The 18,929-nt window shown below is 68.7% G+C and carries 14 protein-coding genes and 1 pseudogene; 12 read left to right on the top strand and 3 right to left on the bottom strand.

Going from position 1 to position 18,929, the window contains the following annotated elements; all coding sequences use genetic code 11:
• Positions 1 to 80 precede the first annotated feature (80 nt).
• The 4 genes from metH to ACWFR4_RS10920 all read left to right on the top strand — a co-directional run bounded on the left by metH (position 81) and on the right by ACWFR4_RS10920 (position 8,081).
• The gene (gene metH / locus ACWFR4_RS10935) at positions 81 to 3,602 is read left to right on the top strand and encodes a methionine synthase (RefSeq protein WP_453651990.1); all 3,522 of its coding nucleotides are present in this window, start codon (positions 81 to 83) and stop codon (positions 3,600 to 3,602) included.
• A 142-nt stretch (positions 3,603 to 3,744) separates the two neighbouring features.
• Positions 3,745 to 4,440 carry an HAD family hydrolase gene (locus ACWFR4_RS10930; protein WP_453651988.1) on the top strand — a complete coding sequence of 232 codons (696 nt, stop codon included), beginning with the start codon at positions 3,745 to 3,747 and terminating at the stop codon, positions 4,438 to 4,440.
• A 369-nt stretch (positions 4,441 to 4,809) separates the two neighbouring features.
• Positions 4,810 to 6,414: an ABC transporter substrate-binding protein gene (locus tag ACWFR4_RS10925; protein WP_453461654.1), complete on the top strand. Its 1,605-nt coding sequence runs from the start codon at positions 4,810 to 4,812 to the stop codon at positions 6,412 to 6,414.
• Positions 6,415 to 6,491: 77 nt separating this feature from the next.
• Positions 6,492 to 8,081: an ABC transporter substrate-binding protein gene (locus ACWFR4_RS10920; protein WP_453461651.1), complete on the top strand. Its 1,590-nt coding sequence runs from the start codon at positions 6,492 to 6,494 to the stop codon at positions 8,079 to 8,081.
• A gap of 83 nt (positions 8,082 to 8,164) precedes the next feature.
• On the opposite strand, the gene ACWFR4_RS10915 is transcribed toward ACWFR4_RS10920, so the two are convergent.
• Positions 8,165 to 8,836: a response regulator gene (locus tag ACWFR4_RS10915; RefSeq protein WP_116503106.1), complete on the bottom strand. Its 672-nt coding sequence runs from the start codon at positions 8,834 to 8,836 to the stop codon at positions 8,165 to 8,167.
• Between the two features lie 38 nt (positions 8,837 to 8,874).
• Positions 8,875 to 9,732 (bottom strand): RecB family exonuclease, encoded by an 858-nt coding sequence (locus ACWFR4_RS10910; protein WP_453469096.1) that lies wholly within the window; start codon positions 9,730 to 9,732, stop codon positions 8,875 to 8,877.
• A gap of 206 nt (positions 9,733 to 9,938) precedes the next feature.
• Between ACWFR4_RS10910 and ACWFR4_RS10905 the strand changes: the two genes are divergently transcribed.
• The 3 genes from ACWFR4_RS10905 to ACWFR4_RS10895 all read left to right on the top strand — a co-directional run bounded on the left by ACWFR4_RS10905 (position 9,939) and on the right by ACWFR4_RS10895 (position 13,224).
• Positions 9,939 to 11,459: a site-2 protease family protein gene (locus ACWFR4_RS10905; RefSeq protein ID WP_453651986.1), complete on the top strand. Its 1,521-nt coding sequence runs from the start codon at positions 9,939 to 9,941 to the stop codon at positions 11,457 to 11,459.
• Between the two features lie 61 nt (positions 11,460 to 11,520).
• Entirely contained in the window at positions 11,521 to 12,426 is a 906-nt protein-coding gene (locus ACWFR4_RS10900; RefSeq protein WP_453469094.1) for a tRNA (adenine-N1)-methyltransferase, read from the top strand.
• A 219-nt stretch (positions 12,427 to 12,645) separates the two neighbouring features.
• Entirely contained in the window at positions 12,646 to 13,224 is a 579-nt protein-coding gene (locus ACWFR4_RS10895; RefSeq protein ID WP_453468620.1) for a hypothetical protein, read from the top strand.
• 100 nt (positions 13,225 to 13,324) lie between these two features.
• On the opposite strand, the gene ACWFR4_RS10890 is transcribed toward ACWFR4_RS10895, so the two are convergent.
• Entirely contained in the window at positions 13,325 to 13,639 is a 315-nt protein-coding gene (locus ACWFR4_RS10890) for a ferredoxin (RefSeq protein WP_100597123.1), read from the bottom strand.
• 254 nt (positions 13,640 to 13,893) lie between these two features.
• On the opposite strand from ACWFR4_RS10890, the gene arc reads away from it, so the two are divergent.
• The 5 genes and pseudogenes from arc (at position 13,894) to prcB (ending at position 18,853) form a co-directional block, all read left to right on the top strand.
• Positions 13,894 to 15,660, top strand: coding sequence for a proteasome ATPase (gene arc / locus ACWFR4_RS10885; RefSeq protein ID WP_383538746.1), 1,767 nt, complete (start codon positions 13,894 to 13,896; stop codon positions 15,658 to 15,660).
• Positions 15,661 to 15,938: 278 nt separating this feature from the next.
• Entirely contained in the window at positions 15,939 to 17,450 is a 1,512-nt protein-coding gene (dop, locus tag ACWFR4_RS10880; RefSeq protein WP_453468619.1) for a depupylase/deamidase Dop, read from the top strand.
• 120 nt (positions 17,451 to 17,570) lie between these two features.
• Positions 17,571 to 17,789, top strand: coding sequence for a ubiquitin-like protein Pup (locus tag ACWFR4_RS10875; protein WP_011027899.1), 219 nt, complete (start codon positions 17,571 to 17,573; stop codon positions 17,787 to 17,789).
• A 75-nt stretch (positions 17,790 to 17,864) separates the two neighbouring features.
• Positions 17,865 to 18,059 (top strand): annotated as a pseudogene (locus ACWFR4_RS10870) (endonuclease domain-containing protein); the annotation flags it as partial.
• Positions 18,011 to 18,853 carry a proteasome subunit beta gene (prcB, locus tag ACWFR4_RS10865; RefSeq protein ID WP_453468618.1) on the top strand — a complete coding sequence of 281 codons (843 nt, stop codon included), beginning with the start codon at positions 18,011 to 18,013 and terminating at the stop codon, positions 18,851 to 18,853. The pseudogene ACWFR4_RS10870 and the gene prcB, both read left to right, overlap by 49 nt.
• Positions 18,854 to 18,929 lie beyond the last annotated feature (76 nt).

Genomic DNA, 18,929 nt, shown 5'->3' with positions numbered 1-18,929 from the left:
GGCCCGGCTACCCTGACCGGGTGCGCCTCTTCAATGGGAGCCGCAAAGCCGACAGCCGTCGCACCTCAGGGAGCACTTTCATGGCCTCGTTGCCAACGCCCGTCCCGTCCACCGACTCCGCCGGCCGGACCCGAGCCGACGCCCTCCGTGACGCCCTGGCCACCCGCGTGGTCGTGGCCGACGGCGCGATGGGCACGATGCTCCAGGCGCAGGACCCGACCCTCGAGGACTTCGAGAACCTCGAGGGCTGCAACGAGATCCTGAACGTCACCCGCCCCGACATCGTCCGCTCGGTCCACGCGGAGTACTTCGCGGTCGGCGTCGACTGCGTCGAGACCAACACGTTCGGCGCGAATCTCGCGGCCCTGGGGGAGTACGACATCCCCGAGCGCGTCTTCGAGCTCTCCGAGGCCGGCGCGCGCATCGCCCGCGAGGTCGCCGACGAGTTCACCGCGAGCACCGGACAGCAGCGCTGGGTCCTCGGCTCCATGGGCCCCGGCACCAAGCTGCCCACCCTCGGCCACGCCGCGTACACCGCGCTGCGCGACGCCTACCAGCAGAACGCCGAGGGCATGATCGCCGGCGGCGCCGACGCGCTCCTCGTCGAGACGACGCAGGACCTGCTCCAGACCAAGGCCTCGATCATCGGCGCCCGCCGCGCCCTCGACGCCACCGGTACGAACCTCCCGCTGATCTGCTCGGTCACGGTCGAGACCACCGGCACGATGCTCCTCGGCTCCGAGATCGGCGCGGCACTGACCGCCCTGGAGCCCCTCGGTATCGACATGATCGGCCTGAACTGCGCCACCGGCCCGGCCGAGATGAGCGAGCACCTGCGCTACCTCGCCCGCCACTCCCGTATCCCGCTGTCCTGCATGCCCAATGCCGGCCTGCCCGTCCTCGGCAAGAACGGCGCGCACTACCCGCTGACCGCCCCCGAGCTGGCCGACGCCCAGGAGACGTTCGTCCGTGAGTACGGGCTCTCCCTCGTCGGCGGCTGCTGCGGCACCACCCCCGAGCACCTGCGCCAGGTCGTCGAGCGCGTCCGCGGCCTCACCCCCACCGTCCGCGAGCCGCGCCCCGAGCCGGGCGCCGCCTCGCTCTACCAGACGGTCCCGTTCCGCCAGGACATCTCGTACATGGCGATCGGCGAGCGCACGAACGCCAACGGCTCCAAGAAGTTCCGCGAGGCCATGCTGGACGGCCGCTGGGACGACTGCGTCGAGATGGCCCGCGACCAGATCCGCGAGGGCGCGCACATGCTCGACCTCTGCGTCGACTACGTGGGCCGTGACGGCGTCGCCGACATGGCGGAGCTGGCCGGCCGCTTCGCCACCGCCTCCACCCTGCCGATCGTCCTGGACTCCACCGAGGTCGAGGTCCTGCGGGCCGGCCTGGAGAAGCTCGGCGGCCGCGCGGTCATCAACTCCGTCAACTACGAGGACGGCGACGGCCCCGAGTCCCGCTTCGCGAAGGTCACCCGCCTCGCGCAGGAGCACGGCGCCGCCCTGATCGCGCTGACCATCGACGAGGAGGGCCAGGCCCGCTCCGTCGAGCACAAGGTCGCCATCGCCGAGCGCCTCATCGACGACCTGACCGGCAACTGGGGCATCCATGAGTCGGACATCCTCATCGACTGCCTCACCTTCACGATCTGTACCGGCCAGGAGGAGTCGCGCAAGGACGGCATCGCCACCATCGAGGCGATCCGTGAACTGAAGCGCCGTCACCCCGACGTGCAGACCACGCTCGGCCTGTCGAACATCTCCTTCGGCCTCAACCCGGCCGCCCGCATCCTCCTCAACTCGGTCTTCCTCGACGAGTGCGTGAAGGCGGGCCTCGACTCGGCGATCGTGCACGCGTCGAAGATCCTGCCGATCGCCCGGTTCAGCGAGGAGGAGGTGCAGACGGCTCTCGACCTGATCCACGACCGTCGCGCCGAGGGCTACGACCCGCTGCAGAAGCTGATGGCGCTGTTCGAGGGCGCCACCGCGAAGTCCCTCAAGGCCGGCAAGGCCGAGGAACTGGCCGCGCTGCCCCTGGAGGAGCGCCTCAAGCGCCGCATCATCGACGGTGAGAAGAACGGTCTGGAGGCCGACCTCCACGAGGCGCTGCAGACCCGCCCCGCCCTCGAAATCGTCAACGAGACGCTCCTGGACGGGATGAAGGTCGTCGGCGAACTCTTCGGCTCCGGCCAGATGCAGCTGCCGTTCGTCCTCCAGTCCGCCGAGGTCATGAAGAACGCGGTGGCCTATCTGGAGCCGCACATGGAGAAGTCCGACGCCGAGGGCAAGGGCACCATCGTCCTGGCCACCGTGCGCGGCGACGTCCACGACATCGGCAAGAACCTCGTCGACATCATCCTGTCGAACAACGGCTACAACGTCGTCAACCTCGGCATCAAGCAGCCGGTCTCCGCGATCCTGGAAGCCGCCGAGGAGCACAAGGCCGACGTCATCGGCATGTCCGGACTCCTCGTCAAGTCCACCGTGATCATGAAGGAGAACCTGGAGGAGCTCAACCAGCGCAAGATGGCCGCCGACTTCCCCGTGATCCTCGGCGGCGCGGCGCTGACGAGGGCGTACGTCGAGCAGGACCTCCACGAGATCTACGAGGGCGAAGTCCGTTACGCACGCGACGCGTTCGAAGGCCTGCGCCTCATGGACGCGCTCATCGCCGTCAAGCGGGGCGTGCCCGGAGCCACCCTCCCCGAGCTCAAGCAGCGCCGGGTCAAGGCGGGCGCCGTGCAGATCGAGGAGCGGCCCGACGAGGAGCCGGCGCGCTCCGACACGTCCACCGACAACCCGGTCCCCGAACCCCCCTTCTGGGGCACCCGCGTCATCAAGGGCATCCAGCTCAAGGAGTACGCGTCCTGGCTGGACGAGGGCGCCCTGTTCAAGGGCCAGTGGGGCCTCAAGCAGGCCCGCACCGGCGACGGGCCCACGTACGAGGAGCTGGTGGAGACCGAGGGCCGCCCGCGGCTGCGCGGCTGGCTGGACGAGCTGCACACCAAGACCCTCCTGGAAGCGGCCGTCGTCTACGGCTACTTCCCGTGCGTGTCCAAGGGCGAGGACCTGATCATCCTCGACGACCAGGGCAACGAGCGCACCCGCTTCACGTTCCCGCGCCAGCGCCGCGGCCGCCGGCTGTGCCTCGCGGACTTCTTCCGTCCCGAGGAGTCGGGCGAGACCGATGTCGTCGGCCTCCAGGTCGTCACCGTCGGCTCCCGGATCGGCGAGGAGACCGCCAAGCTCTTCGAGTCGAACTCGTACCGCGACTACCTCGAACTGCACGGCCTGTCCGTCCAGTTGGCCGAGGCGCTCGCCGAGTACTGGCACGCACGCGTCCGTTCGGAGCTGGGCTTCTCCGGCGAGGACCCCGCCGAGATGGAGGACATGTTCGCGCTCAAGTACCGCGGCGCCCGCTTCTCGCTCGGCTACGGAGCGTGTCCGGACCTCGAGGACCGCGCCAAGATCGCTCAGCTCCTGGAGCCCGAGCGCATCGGCGTCCACCTCTCCGAGGAGTTCCAGCTCCACCCGGAGCAGTCCACGGACGCGATCGTCATCCACCACCCCGAAGCGAAGTACTTCAACGCGCGCTAACGCGGTGCGCAAACCGCCCGGGAGACGTCAACGCGCGCGCTGATCCGCACAAGTCGTACACTGGTCGGTCCAGTGCAGGCCGGCTGCCTTCCTGTCAAAAGGAGGCAGCCGGCCTTCTCGTCCCTCACGGAGGTGTGCCCGGATGACCAGTACGGTCCCCGCTCTCGGTACCCGAACGGCCGAAGGCTCCGCCCTGCAGGCTGTGCTCCTGGACATGGACGGCACTCTGGTGGACACCGAAGGCTTCTGGTGGGACGCCGAGGTCGCCGTCTTCGGCTCGCTGGGGCACGCGCTCGACGAGGCGTGGCGCCACGTCGTCGTCGGCGGCCCGATGACCCGCAGTGCCGGCTTCCTCATCGAGGCGACCGGCGCGGACATCACGCTCCCCGAGCTGACCGTGCTGCTCAACGACGGCTTCGAGGAGCGCATCAGCAGCGCCCTGCCGCTCATGCCGGGCGCCGCGCGGCTCCTTGCCGAACTCGCCGCCCACGAGGTGCCCACGGCCCTCGTGTCCGCCTCGCACCGGCGCATCATCGACCGGGTCCTGACCTCGCTCGGGCCCGAGCACTTCGCGCTCACGGTCGCAGGTGACGAGGTCGAGCGGACGAAGCCGTACCCCGACCCGTATCTGCTCGCCGCCGCGGGACTGGGTGCGGATCCGGCCAGATGCGCCGTCATCGAGGACACCGCCACCGGTGTCGCCGCCGCCGAGGCGGCCGGCTGCCACGTCGTCGCCGTACCCTCCGTGGCCCCCATCGCACCCGCCTACCGGCGCACCGTCGTCCCCTCGCTCGAACACGTCAACCTGCCTTTCCTGCATGGCCTGATGGGCTACTGAACCTTCGGTAACACCGCTCGCGCGTGGCCGAAATGCTGCGCCCATCAACCCAGTTGAGCGTGTGACGTTTCCCACTCGACGCGGGGTCGACAGGTATACGGACCTGTGCTGCGCCCCCACCCCCCGCTCCACCCCGAGTGACCTTGTGTCCCGATTGGTCGGACCCTGAGCCGAAGCGACCCCTGTGGGGTTATCGGTGTGTCCACGCCCGGTTTCGTAGCGTGATGAAGCCGTGGCTCCGGCCCCTTCGGGACGCTTCGCCGTGCGCATTAATGTCGTGGCGAGAACATCGCCGTAACCCCTCGTGTCCCGTCGACACCACCCCCGTTGCCGGGCCCACGGGATCGACAGCTCTGGAGAACTTCGAGCATGAACCGCAAGACTTTGGTGTTGCCGGCCGTCATCGGCCTGCTCGCGCCTGTGCTCGCCGCCTGCGGCGGGTCCGACAGCGGGGGCAAGGACGGCAACCCGATCGCCGTCGGTACCACCGACCGGTTCGTTGCCTCGAAGGCGGTCCCGGCCCCGTTCGACCCCGCGTACGCCTACGACGCGGGTTCCTGGAACGTGCTGCGCCAGACCATCCAGACCCTGATGGCCATGCCGCGCGGCGGCGGCGAGCCGGTGCCCGAGGCCGCCCAGACCTGCGGCTTCACCGACACCGGCAACGAGCGCTTCTCCTGCACCCTGCGCAAGGGTCTCGCGTTCGGCGACGGCACCCCCGTCACCGCCTCGGACGTGAAGTTCTCCATCGACCGTGTGCTCCGCATCAAGAGCGACAGCGGCTCCTCCGCGCTGCTCTCCAGCGTCGACACGATCGAGACCAAGGGCCGCAGCGAGGTCATCTTCCACCTGAAGAGCCCCGACGCCACCTTCCCGTACAAGCTGGCCACACCCACCGCCGGCATCGTCAACCCCGACGACTACACGAAGGGGAAGCTGCGCAACGGCTTCGCGGTCGACGGCTCCGGCCCGTACACCCTTGACGCCAAGGTCACGAACAACACCCTCGTCAAGGCCGTCTTCACCAAGAACCCCCACTACAAGGGGCAGTTGAAGCCGAAGAACGACAAGGTGGAGCTGGTCTCCTTCGCGGACGCCGACGCCATGGGCAAGGCCCTCGAAAAGGGCGACGTCGACATGATGACGCGCACCATGTCGCCGGAGCAGATCAAGCAGCTCTCGGACAACCCGAGCAAGAACATCAACCTGGTCGAGATGCCGGGCATGGAGATCCGTTACCTCGGGTTCGACACCAGCGCCCCGGTGGTCAAGAGCAAGGCCGTCCGCCAGGCCATGGCGCAGGTCGTCGACCGCGGCCAGCTCACGGCCGACGTCTACGGCACCTCCGCCGAGCCGCTCTACTCGCTCGTGCCCGCCGGCATCACCGGCCACACGAACTCGTTCTTCAACAGGTACAGCGAGCCGAGCGTCTCCAAGGCCCGCTCGATCCTGTCGCGGGCCAACATCACCACGCCGGTGAAGCTGACCCTGCACTACACGACCGACCACTACGGCCCCGCCACCAAGCGGGAGTTCGAGGTGCTCAAGCAGCAGCTCAACTCCAGCGGCCTGTTCCACGTCGGCATCAAGGGCGACGCCTGGGACACGTACCGCGCCTCCGAACTCAAGGGCAAGTACGACGTCTACGGCCTCGGCTGGTTCCCCGACTTCCCCGACGCCGACAACTTCATCGCGCCGTTCCTCGACAAGGACAACTTCCTCGCGTCCCCGTACGCGAACAGCACGATCCGGGACCAGCTCATCCCCGAGTCCCGTCGTGAGGCCGACCGGCTGACCGCCTCCAAGAGCCTCACGAGCATCCAGAACATCGTCGCCGACGACGTACCGGTCCTCCCGCTCTGGCAGGGCAAGCAGTACGTCGCCGCCCGCGACGACATCACCGGAGTCGAGTGGGCGCTGAGCTCCTCCTCGATCCTTCAGCTCTGGGAGCTCGGCCGCGGCGTGAGCGGCTGATCCCCGTGCGAGCCGGCCTCCCCCTCCAGGGCGGCCGGCTCGCCCGATTTCCGCACCACTGACGACAAGGCACGTACGTGAGAATGCGCAACCAGTGGCTGGTCCTGCCCCTCGGGACGGGACTCACCGCGGCCCTGCTGGCCGGCTGCGGCACCGACCAGGGCGATGCCGCCGGGCAGGGCGGGGCCGTGGTCATGGGAATGTCCGACGACATCCAGGCGACCGATCCGGCGTCCGGCTACGACCCGGGGTCGTGGCTGCTGTTCAACAACGTGTTCCAGTCGCTCCTGAGCTTCCCCAAGGGCAGCACGGAGCCGGAACCCGAAGCCGCCAAGGAATGCTCCTTCACGGACTCCGGCACCCGCGTCTACTCCTGCACCCTGCGCGACGGCCTCACGTTCAGCAACGGCCACAAGCTCACCTCGAAGGACGTCAAGTTCTCCTTCGACCGCATGATGAACATCGGTGACGACGCCGGCCCGGCGATCATGTTCCCCATGCTCGACAAGGTCGAGACGCCGAACGCCAAGACGGTCGTCTTCAAGCTGAAGCACGCGGACGCCACCTTCCCCAGCAAGATCGCGTCCGGCGCCGGTTCCATCGTCGACCACGCCGCCTACTCCATGGACGGCCTGCGCACGGACGGCAAGGCCGTCGGCTCCGGCCCCTACAAGCTGGACTCCTTCGACAAGAAGAAGGCCGTCTTCTCGGTCAACCCGGACTACAAGGGCACCGCGAGGGTCCAGAACTCCGGCATGACCATCAAGTTCTTCCACGGCGACCAGGCGGGCCTGAAGAAGGCCCTCGTCGGCGGCGACATCGACCTCGCCTACCGCGGACTCGCCGCCAAGGACATCGCCGGCATCGAGAACTCCACCTCGACGAGCGAGCCCATGGACGTCGTCGAAGGCACCAGCGCCGAGGTCCAGCACCTGGTCTTCAACATGAAGGACCCCGTCGCGGGACGCCTGTCCGTGCGCAAGGCCATGGCGTACCTGATCGACCGGGACGCCCTGGTCGACGAGGTCTACCAGGACACCGCCACCCCGCTGTACTCGATCATCCCGGCGGGCATCAGCGGCCACAACACGGCCTTCTTCGACACCTACGGCGCCCACCCCTCGCCCGGGAAGGCCCGCGCCGCGCTGCGCGCCGACGGCATCACCGGCAAGGTGAAGATCACCCTCTGGTCGACGCCCTCGCGCTACGGCCCCGCCACCGACCAGGAACTGGCGGCCATCGCCAAGCAGCTCAACGCGAGCGGCCTGTTCGACGCCGACATGAAGTCCATCGAGTTCGGCCAGTACGAGAAGGACATCAAGACCGGCAAGTACGGCGTGTACGTGAAGGGATGGGTCCCGGACTACCCGGACCCCGACAACTTCACCCAGCCGTTCTTCGGCGCCGGCAACGTGCTCGGGAACAACTACACCAACAGCACCATCACCGGAAAGATCATCCCGGAGACCGGGGCACAGAGCGACCGCGCCTCCACCGACCGGGACTTCGAGCAACTCCAGAACATCGTCGCCGACCAGCTGCCGGTCCTGCCCGTCTGGCAGGCCAAGCAGTACGCCGTCGTCCGCGACAGCGTCTACGGCCTGGAGTCCTGCCTCGACGCGTCGACCGTCTTCCGCTTCTGGGAGATCAGCAAGGGCACCGCGTAACCAACAGGCCGGTGGCCGCCTCCCTTCGCGGGAGGCGGCCACCGGCCTGTTCTCTCAGACGCCGCTGTTCTTGCTGAGGCCTTCTACTGGGCGCCGGGACGCACCAGACCGCTCTCGTACGCGTACACCGCCGCCTGCACGCGGTCGCGCAGCCCCAGCTTCGTCAGCACATGGCCGACATGGGTCTTCACCGTCGTCTCGCTGACGAACAGATCCGCCGCGATCTCCGCGTTCGACAGGCCACGCGCCACGAGCTTCAGGACCTCGACCTCACGCTCGGTCAGCGTGTGCAGTGTGTCGGGCACCGGGTCGTCACCCGACGGCAGATGGTCCGCGTACTTGTCGAGCAGCCGGCGCGTGATGCTCGGCGCGAGCATCGCCTCGCCCGCCGCGACCACCCGGATCGCCTGCACCAGCTCGTTGGCCGGGGCGTCCTTCAGGAGGAAGCCGCTGGCGCCGGCGCGCAGCGCCTCCACCACGTACTCGTCGAGGTCGAACGTCGTCAGGACGAGCACCTTCGCCGGACCGTCCCGGCCTGGGCCGGTGATCTGCCGAGTCGCCTCGACGCCGTCCATCCGCGGCATGCGGATGTCCATCAACACCACATCGGGCTGCAGGGCACGGACCTGGTCGAGCGCCTGCAGGCCGTCTCCGGCCTCGCCGACGACCGCGATGTCCTGCTCGGCCTCCAGAATCATCCGGAACCCGGTACGGAGCAGCGGCTGGTCGTCGACCAGTAGGACGCGGATCGCCACGTAACTCTCCTTCGGTAGTCCGGGCCCATTCTGCCCTGCTAGCCGGCGTCCGCCCCGGGCACCCTGATCTGAAGCGGATACGGCGGGGGAGTCCCACCGAACTCCGGGCAAACCGCCTGATGGTCGCACCAACCGCACAGCTTCGTCGGGCGTGGCCGCCACTCGCCCGTCTCCGTGGCCAGCTGGATCGCGTCCCACAGCGCGTGCAGCTTGCGCTCCACCCGCTCCAGGTCCGCCACCACCGGGTCGTACGTCAGCACGTCACCGCTGCCCAGATAGACCAGCTGGAGCCGCCGCGGCACGACGCCCTTCAGGCGCCACACCACCAGCGCGTAGAACTTCATCTGGAAGAGGGCGCCCTCCGCGTACTCGGGGCGCGGAGCCTTGCCCGTCTTGTAGTCGACGATCCGGACCTCGCCCGTCGGCGCCACGTCGACCCGGTCGATGATGCCGCGCAGCTTCAGGCCCGAGTCCAGCTGGGCCTCGACGAACAGCTCCCGCTCGGCGGGCTCCAGACGCGTCGGGTCCTCGAGCGTGAACCAGCGCTCGACGAGCTGCTCGGCCTCGCCGAGCCAGCGCGTCATCCGCTCACCCTCGCCGTCGTCCGCGAACAGGTCGGCCAGCTCCGGCTTCACCTCGCGCAGCCGGTCCCACTGGCCAGGGATGAGCGCCTTGGCCCGCGGTGCCGTCCGCTCTCCCGCCGGAGCGTCGAACAGTCTCTCCAGCACGGCGTGCACCAGCGTGCCGCGGGTCGCCGCCTCGCTCGGCTTCTCGGGCAGCTTGTCGATCACCCGGAACCGGTAGAGCAACGGGCACTGCATGAAGTCGCTCGCGCGCGACGGCGAGAGCGACGCAGGGCGAGCGGCCGCGGCGGCCCCTTCGGTGCTGGTTTCCATGACGACAGACCTTACGGGCCGCCACTGACAGTCAGGTACGAACGCGTCGCGGGCGTCCTGGGAAGCGGGGCCCGGCGGCACCGCAGGGGAGTCGACGAGGGCCGCGCCACACCGGACGCATACCATCGACGGCAGACCCCCTCGCCCTGCATGATCGTGCAACGGCAGGAGCGAGGGATTTCTAACGAGGGGACCGAGGGATCACCGTGGACGAGAGCGGCCGGCCGCAGCCCGGCAGCGGCACGACGGACGACCATCAGGCCGCCCGCCCCGGCCCCACGCCCCCACCACCCGCGAGCCCGAACGGCGCGGACCGTGCGAACTCCGTCCCGCACACGCCCCGGGACCCGGAAGAGCCGCCGCACAAGGAGCACCCCGAGGACGCCACCCCGGCCGAACAGGGCGACACCCCGGACACTGCCCCGGACACCGCCCCCGGCTCGGACCCGTTCACCAAGCACACCCCGGCCGGCGGCGATGACACAGCCCCGCCCGCCCAGGACCCCGTATCCCAGGGCGACACCCCGCCCACCCGTACCCCCGCGACAAGCGGCCGCCGCCCCACCAAGGCTCCCGAGCCCCGTGGCGGCCTCCTCATGGGGCGCCCTTTCGGCGTCCCCGTCTACGTCGCGCCCAGCTGGTTCCTCGTCGCCGCCCTCATCACCTGGGTCTTCGGCGGACAACTCGACCACGTCCTGCCCGGACTCGGCGCGGTCCGCTATCTCGTCTCCCTCTTCTTCGCGGTCGCGTTCTACGCCTCCGTACTCGTCCACGAACTCGCGCACACCGTCGCCGCGCTCCGCTTCAAGCTGCCGGTGCGCCGCATCCAGCTCCAGTTCTTCGGCGGCGTGTCCGAGATCGAGAAGGAATCCGAGACGCCGGGACGCGAGTTCGTACTCGCCTTCGTCGGACCGCTGCTCTCCCTCGTCCTGGCCGGCGTCTTCTACCTCGGCATGCTCGCCGTGGAACCCGGCACCGTGCCCGGCGTGCTGCTCGCGGGACTGATGATCTCCAACCTCATCGTCGCCGCGTTCAACCTGCTGCCCGGCCTGCCCCTCGACGGCGGCCGCATGCTCCGCGCCATCGTCTGGAAGATCACCGGCAAGCCCATGAGCGGCACCGTCGCCGCCGCCTGGGTCGGCCGCGCCCTCGCGATCACCGTCCTCATCGGACTGCCCCTGCTGACCCAGTCCGGCGCCCTCGGCGAAGGCGCCGCGGACGTCAGCGGCATGGACACCGTCACCGACGCCCTGCTGGCAGCCATCCTCGCCGCGATCATCTGGACCGGCGCCGGCAACAGCCTCCGCATGGCCCGCCTGCGCGAACACCTCCCGGAGCTGCGCGCCCGCACCCTGACCCGCCGCGCCGTTCCAGTGGAGAGCGCCACCCCGCTGTCCGAGGCCCTGCGCCGGGCCAACGAGGCGGGCGCCCGCGCCCTCGTCATCGTCGACGCCGACGGGGAACCCAGGTCCCTCGTGCGCGAGGCCGCCATCGTCGGCGTACCGGAACACCGCCGCCCCTGGGTCGCCGTCAGCGGCCTCGCCCAGGACCTCACCGACGGCATGCGCGTCTCCGCGGAACTCGCCGGCGAGGAGCTCCTCGACACCCTCCGCGCCACCCCCGCCACCGAGTACCTCGTCGTCGAGGAGAGCGGCGCCATCTACGGCGTCCTGTCCGCCGCTGACGTGGAGCGCGCCTTCGTCAAGGCCATGGCCCGCCCCTCCTGACCGGGCCCGCACCCCTGCTCCCCTGGTCCGCGGGCCCTCCGCGGACCGGTAGGCTGGTCACATGTCCGAACCGACCGGTGCCGCCCGCCGACGCGGGCCCTTCAAGGTCGGGGACCAGGTACAGCTGACCGACCCCAAGGGCCGCCACTACACGTTCACGCTCGAGGCCGGGAAGAACTTCCACACCCACAAGGGTTCCTTCCCCCACGACGAGCTGATCGGCGCTCCCGAGGGCAGCGTTGTCCGCACCACCGGAAACGTCGCCTACCTCGCGCTGCGCCCCCTGCTCCCCGACTACGTCCTGTCCATGCCCCGCGGCGCCGCCGTGGTCTACCCCAAGGACGCGGGGCAGATCCTGGCCTTCGCCGACATCTTCCCCGGCGCACGCGTCGTGGAGGCAGGTGTCGGCTCCGGCTCGCTGAGCAGCTTCCTGCTGCGCGCCATCGGCGACGAGGGCATGCTGCACTCCTACGAGCGCCGCGAGGACTTCGCCGAGATCGCCACGCAGAACGTGGAGCGCTACTTCGGTGGCCGCCACCCCGCGTGGCAGCTCACCGTCGGCGACCTCCAGGACAACCTGAGCGACGCCGACGTGGACCGCGTCATCCTCGACATGCTCGCCCCCTGGGAGTGCCTCGAGGTCGTCTCCAAGGCCCTCGTCCCCGGCGGCATCCTCTGCTGCTACGTCGCCACCACCACCCAGCTCGCGCGGACCGTCGAGTCCATCCGCGAGATCGGCTGCTTCAACGAGCCGACGTCCTGGGAGTCGATGATCCGTAACTGGCACGTCGAAGGCCTGGCCGTCCGCCCGGACCACCGCATGATCGGCCACACCGGCTTCCTCCTCACAGCCCGTCGCCTCGCGGACGGCGTCGAGCCGCCCATGCGCCGCCGCCGCCCCGCCAAGGGCGCGTACGGCGAGGACTACTCGGGCCCGAACGCGGACGGCGGCAACCCCGGGCGCTGACCCGAACACCCGACACAACGCACAGGCGCCACCGTCGAGTTCCCCCGATATGCGGGGAACTCGACGGTGGCGCCCGTTCGTTGAGGAGCGGCGCGCACGATACGGCAAGGACACGTGAGGAAGCTGAGAATCAGCGGACCCTGACGTTCCCCCACGGTGTGAGGTATGGCACGATGCTGGCCACCCCCACCGGCACAGCCCTCACAGGAGACACTCCTAGTGCAGCACCCCGCCGTCCCGGAACTGGCGCACACCACCACCCACCCCATCCACTGGCTCGCGACCGCCGCGGCCGTATCGGCCGTCGTCGCGGTCTCCTCGTTCCTGCAGCCCGGCGCGGCCACCGCGGCCCAGCCGGGAACACAGCCCGTCGGCACCAGAACCGCCGCCGCGCCGCCCGACGCGGCCGCCGTCCACTTCCCGCTCGAGTGCGGCCCCGCCAAGATCCTCGTGGTGAAGAAGGCCACCGGGGACCTCGACGGTGACGGCAGGCCGGAAACCGTCGCCGTGGTCCGCTGCGACGCCGGCTCCGGCACCCCGCCGAACGGCGTCTACGTCCTCACCCAGCCCCACGAGGCCCACGCCAAGCCGCGCATCGTCGCCACCCTCGTCGACCCGAAGGACCGGCTCACCGCCGACGACGTGGCGGTACGCGACCAGGCCGTCACCGCAACGCTCCTCGGCTACTCCAGCTCCGCCGTCCCCAGTTGCTGCCCCGACACCCAGGACAAGGCCAAGTGGCAGTGGAAGGGCGACGCGTTCGTGCGCTCCACTCCCGCGGAGGCACGCAGCGTCTGAAGCGCGGCATACGAAAAGGGGCCCTGCCCGCCGGGAACGGCGGCACGGGCCCCTTTCGTTGGCCTCTTCCCACGCGGAGTGACGCGCGGGAACCCCGCGGTCACTCCGCGTCAGGGCCGTAGACCTCCACCCTGTCCGAAACGCGACGTACATGAATGCAGTCGCCCGGGCACTCCTTCGCGGAGTCCACGACGTCGTTCAGCAGCGGCAGCGGCACCGGGGTGGTGGCCCCCTGCGCCTGCAACAGCTCGTCCTCCGCGCCCTTCACATAGGCCAGTCCGTCGATGTCCAGCTCGAAGACCTCCGGCGCGTACTGCGCGCAGATCCCGTCGCCGGTGCAGAGGTCCTGGTCGATCCACACCTCAAGGGCGACACCGCTGTCGATGCCGGATCCGGCCTCCTGCTGCACGCTCATATCTCCTGCCGTTTCCTGCCTCGAACCGCCCCGCGTACCAGCAAGTCGGGCCAGCTCCGACGGGTGTTGAACACTGCGACCCTACAACCGGCTGCTTTCCGATGTTGTTGGGTGGGTATTCCCCTGGCGTGAGGGAGAGCGCAAGGGTGAAGATCGGACACACCCCCTTCGTCTTTGTGATCTAGGGGTTTCAATCGACACCCACCCAGGTAGGGTCTGGAAGCGTCCAGCTCCCCTTGGAGGAGGTGAGGACCGTGGCAGCCCACGACGACGACATGAACCGCGGCATCCGCCCGGGAAGAGGGTCTGACGACCCCGCCGGTCAGATTGCCTATCTTGAGCAGGAGATCGCCGTCCTGCGACGCAAGCTCGCCGACTCTCCGCGCCATACGAGGATTCTCGAAGAGCGGATCGTCGAGCTGCAGACCAACCTGGCCGGCGTGTCCGCACAGAACGAGCGGCTCGCCAACACGCTCAGGGAGGCCCGCGACCAGATCGTGGCCCTCAAGGAGGAAGTCGACCGGCTTGCGCAGCCGCCGGCCGGCTTCGGAGTCTTCCTCATGGCGAACGAGGACGGTACCGCCGACATCTTCACCGGCGGCCGCAAGCTCCGGGTGAACGTCAGCCCCAGCGTGGAGCTCGAAGACCTCAGGCGCGGCCAGGAACTGATGCTCAACGAAGCGCTCAACGTGGTCGAGGCCATGGAGTACGAGAGCGTCGGCGACATCGTCACCCTCAAGGAGATCCTCGAGGACGGCGAGCGCGCCCTGGTGGTGGGGCACACCGATGAAGAACGGGTGGTCCGGCTCGCCGAACCGCTCCTCGACATCACCATCCGCCCCGGCGACGCCCTCCTGCTCGAACCCCGATCCGGCTATGTCTACGAAGTCGTACCCAAGAGCGAAGTCGAAGAGCTCGTCCTGGAAGAGGTCCCGGACATCGGCTACGAGCAGATCGGCGGTCTGGGCAACCAGATCGAGCTGATCCGCGACGCGGTCGAGCTCCCCTACCTCTACCCGGACCTGTTCAAGGAGCACGAGCTGCGGCCGCCCAAGGGTGTCCTGCTCTACGGGCCTCCCGGCTGCGGCAAGACCCTGATCGCGAAGGCAGTGGCCAACTCCCTTGCCAAGAAGGTCGCGGAAGTGACCGGACAGGCCACGGGCAAGAGCTTCTTCCTCAACATCAAGGGTCCGGAGCTGCTCAACAAGTACGTCGGTGAGACCGAGCGGCAGATCCGCCTCGTCTTCCAGCGTGCGCGTGAGAAGGCCAGCGAGGGCACGCCCGTCATCGTCTTCTTCGACGAGATGGAGTCCCTCTTCCGCACCCGCGGATCCGGCGTCAGCTCGGACGTGGAGAACACCATCGTCCCCCAGCTGCTCGCCGAGATCGACGGTGTGGAGGGCCTGGAGAACGTGGTCGTGATCGGTGCCTCCAACCGTGAGGACATGATCGACCCCGCGATCCTGCGGCCCGGACGACTCGATGTGAAGATCAAGATCGAGCGCCCGGACGCCGAAGCGGCCAAGGACATCTTCGCCAAGTACCTGACCGCCCGCCTCCCGCTGCACTCCGACGACCTCGGAGAGCACGGCGGCGACCGCGCCAGTACGGTCCACGGGATGATCCAGACCGCCGTGGAGCAGATGTACGCGGAAAGCGAGGAGAACCGCTTCCTCGAGGTCACGTACGCCAACGGTGACAAGGAAGTCCTGTACTTCAAGGACTTCAACTCGGGCGCCATGATCGAGAACATCGTCGGACGCGCCAAGAAGGCCGCCATCAAGGCCTTCCTCGAGCACAATCAGAAGGGCCTCAGGGTCTCCCACCTCCTCCAGGCTTGCGTGGACGAGTTCAAGGAGAACGAGGACCTGCCGAACACCACCAACCCGGACGACTGGGCTCGCATCTCCGGTAAGAAGGGCGAACGGATCGTTTACATCCGTACGCTCGTCACCGGAAAGCAGGGCGCGGACACCGGACGCTCCATCGACACGGTGGCGAACACCGGGCAGTACCTGTAAAAGGCAGGGCGGCTGCGGGTGCCTCTACCGGGTACCCGCAGCCGACTGTTTTCCAGGCAACAATTCCGGCCGACTTTCCGGTTTCCCGGCAACGGCCGGCTCGCAGGCTCGGCAACAGCAATGACGGTAATGATCTCCCCACCAGCGCATAGGCGTTCTAGGCTCTTCGGTACCGCCGAGTCGCGCAGCGCGGGGACGGGCACCGCACGCGCACTGGAGAACCAGCGGTACTTGAGCGCCGCCCCCGAACGGGGGCGCCGCCGGGCAAGGAGGGCCGCATGACCGTACGGCGAGTAATGGGCATCGAGACGGAGTACGGGATCTCCGTCCCCGGCCACCCCAACGCCAATGCCATGCTCACCTCGTCCCAGATCGTCAACGCCTACGCGGCGGCGATGCACCGGGCGCGCCGTGCCCGCTGGGACTTCGAGGAGGAGAATCCGCTGCGGGACGCGCGAGGCTTCGACCTCGCCCGGGAGGTCGCCGACTCCAGCCAGCTCACCGACGAGGACATCGGTCTGGCCAACGTCATCCTCACCAACGGTGCCCGCCTGTACGTCGACCACGCACACCCCGAATACAGCGCCCCCGAGGTCACCAACCCGCGGGACGCCGTCCTGTGGGACAAGGCCGGCGAGCGCATCATGGCCGAGGCCGCCGAGCGCGCCGCCCAGCTCCCCGGGGCCCAGCCGATCCACCTCTACAAGAACAACACCGACAACAAGGGTGCCTCCTACGGCACGCACGAGAACTACCTGATGAAGCGGGAGACCCCCTTCTCGGACATCGTGCGCCACCTGACGCCCTTCTTCGTCTCCCGCCAGGTCGTCACCGGCGCCGGCCGCGTCGGTATCGGCCAGGACGGCCATGAGCACGGCTTCCAGCTCAGCCAGCGCGCGGACTACTTCGAGGTCGAGGTCGGCCTCGAGACGACCCTCAAGCGCCCCATCATCAACACCAGGGACGAGCCGCACGCGGACGCGGAGAAGTACCGCCGCCTGCACGTGATCATCGGCGACGCGAACCTCTCCGAGATCTCGACCTATCTCAAGCTGGGCACGACGGCCCTGGTCCTCTCCATGATCGAGGACGGCTTCATCGCCGTCGACCTGGCCGTCGACCAGCCCGTGCGCACCCTCCACCAGGTCTCCCACGATCCCAGCCTGCAACACCTGGTCACACTCCGCAGCGGCCGCACGCTCACCGCGGTGCAGCTCCAGATGGAGTACTTCGAGCTGGCCAGGAAGTACGTCGAGGAGCGCTACGGGGCGGACGCCGACGAGCAGACCAAGGACGTCCTGACCCGCTGGGAGGACGTGCTGGGCCGTCTGGAGAGCGATCCGATGAGCCTGGCCGGAGAGCTCGACTGGGTCGCGAAGCGGCAGCTCATGGAGGGCTACCGCCGCCGCGACAACCTCGACTGGGACGCCGCGCGGCTCCACCTCGTCGACCTCCAGTACGCCGACGTAAGGGCCGAGAAGGGCCTGTACAACCGTCTCGCGGCCCGCGGCAGGATGAAGCGGCTCCTGGACGAGTCGGAGGTCGAGAGGGCCCGTACGAAGCCGCCGGAGGACACCAGGGCGTACTTCCGCGGGCGCTGCCTGGAGCAGTACGCGGATGACGTCGCCGCGGCCTCCTGGGACTCGGTGATCTTCGATCTGCCCGGCCGTGACTCTCTGCAGCGGGTCCCAACCCTCGAACCCCTTCGCGGAACGCGTAATCACGTGAAGGAGCTGCTCGACCGGTGCCGCACGGCCGAAGATCTGGTCCGGGTGCTGTCCGGAGGCTGAAAAGCCGGCGGCAGGGGAATCACAGAGGTGGGCCTCGCACGTTGGACGAAGTGCGGGGCCGATGTCGGACCCGGCTTGTAGGGTCTGATCAAGAACGTCGAACCGAGCGGGGTGAGGTAGATGGCGACCAAGGACACCGGCGGCGGACAGCAGAAGGCGACGCGTTCCACCGAGGAGGTCGAGGAGCAGGCGCAGGACGCGCAGGCTTCCGAGGACCTCAAGGAACGCCAGGAGAAGCTGAGCGACGACGTGGACTCCGTGCTGGACGAGATCGACGACGTCCTCGAGGAGAACGCCGAGGACTTCGTGCGGAGCTTCGTTCAAAAAGGCGGCGAGTAGCTCGTTCCACCTTTGAACTGAAGGTGGCGTGGCCGGGGTGCCGGGGGCGGGCGGGCCGTCGAGCGAGGCCGTCCCAAGCACCCGGCCACGGATGTGGATCACTGCAGTTCCGTGGGTAGGGTCCCTGACGTACTGTGCTTCAACTGCAATTCGGCCATCGGCAAGTTGGGACATCATCCCGACGTCATCCGTCGCGCCGCCGCCTACGTGGAAGGAATCGCGTGGAAGCCAACACTCGTAGCACCGGGCGTCTACCAGCAGCCTTCCTGACGCCTGGATCCTCGTCCTTCGTGGACTTCCTGTCCGTGCATCAGCCGGAAATCCTGCCCGGGAACCGCGCGTTGCCGGTGAAGGGCGCGATCGAGGCGCCGCACGGCACGACGATCGTGTCCGTCACGTTCCCCGGCGGTGTGGTTCTCGCCGGTGACCGCCGGGCCACCATGGGCAACATGATCGCCCAGCGCGACATCGAGAAGGTCTTTCCGGCAGACGAGTACTCGGCGGTGGGTATCGCCGGTACGGCCGGTCTGGCCGTGGAGATGGTGAAGCTCTTCCAGTTGGAGCTGGAGCACTTCGAGAAGGTGGAAGGCGCCCAGCTGTCGCTGGAGGGCAAGGCGAACCGGCTCTCGACCATGATCCGGTCGAACCTCGGCATGGCCATGCAGGGCCTGGCCGTGGTGCCGCTGTTCGCGGGGTACGACGTGGACCGTGGCAAGGGCCGCATCTTCTCGTACGACGTCACGGGCGGGCGGAGCGAGGAGCACGGGTACGCGGCGACCGGCTCCGGGTCGATCTTCGCGCGTGGGGCGATGAAGAAGCTCTTCCGCGAAGATCTGACGGAGGCGGAGGCCACGACGCTCGTCGTGCAGGCCCTGTACGACGCGGCGGACGACGACTCGGCGACCGGTGGTCCCGACGTGGCGCGCCGGATCTACCCGATCGTCACCGTGATCACGGACGACGGGTTCCGCAGGGTCACCGACGAGGAGGGTGCGCAGATCGCCCGTTCCATCCTCGAGCGCCGGCTCGAGCAGCCCGACGGCCCGCGGGCCGCGCTTCTCTGACCGGTACGCATCCGTCATGCCCGAAGCGCCATTCGCCCGAGACTTGAGTCACTGAGTCACTGACAGAAAGGGACGG

The sequence above is a fragment of the Streptomyces sp. NPDC055140 genome (assembly GCF_053607285.1).
The sequence above is the reverse complement of the archived record's forward strand: the minus strand, read 5'-3'. Positions and strand labels throughout refer to the sequence as shown.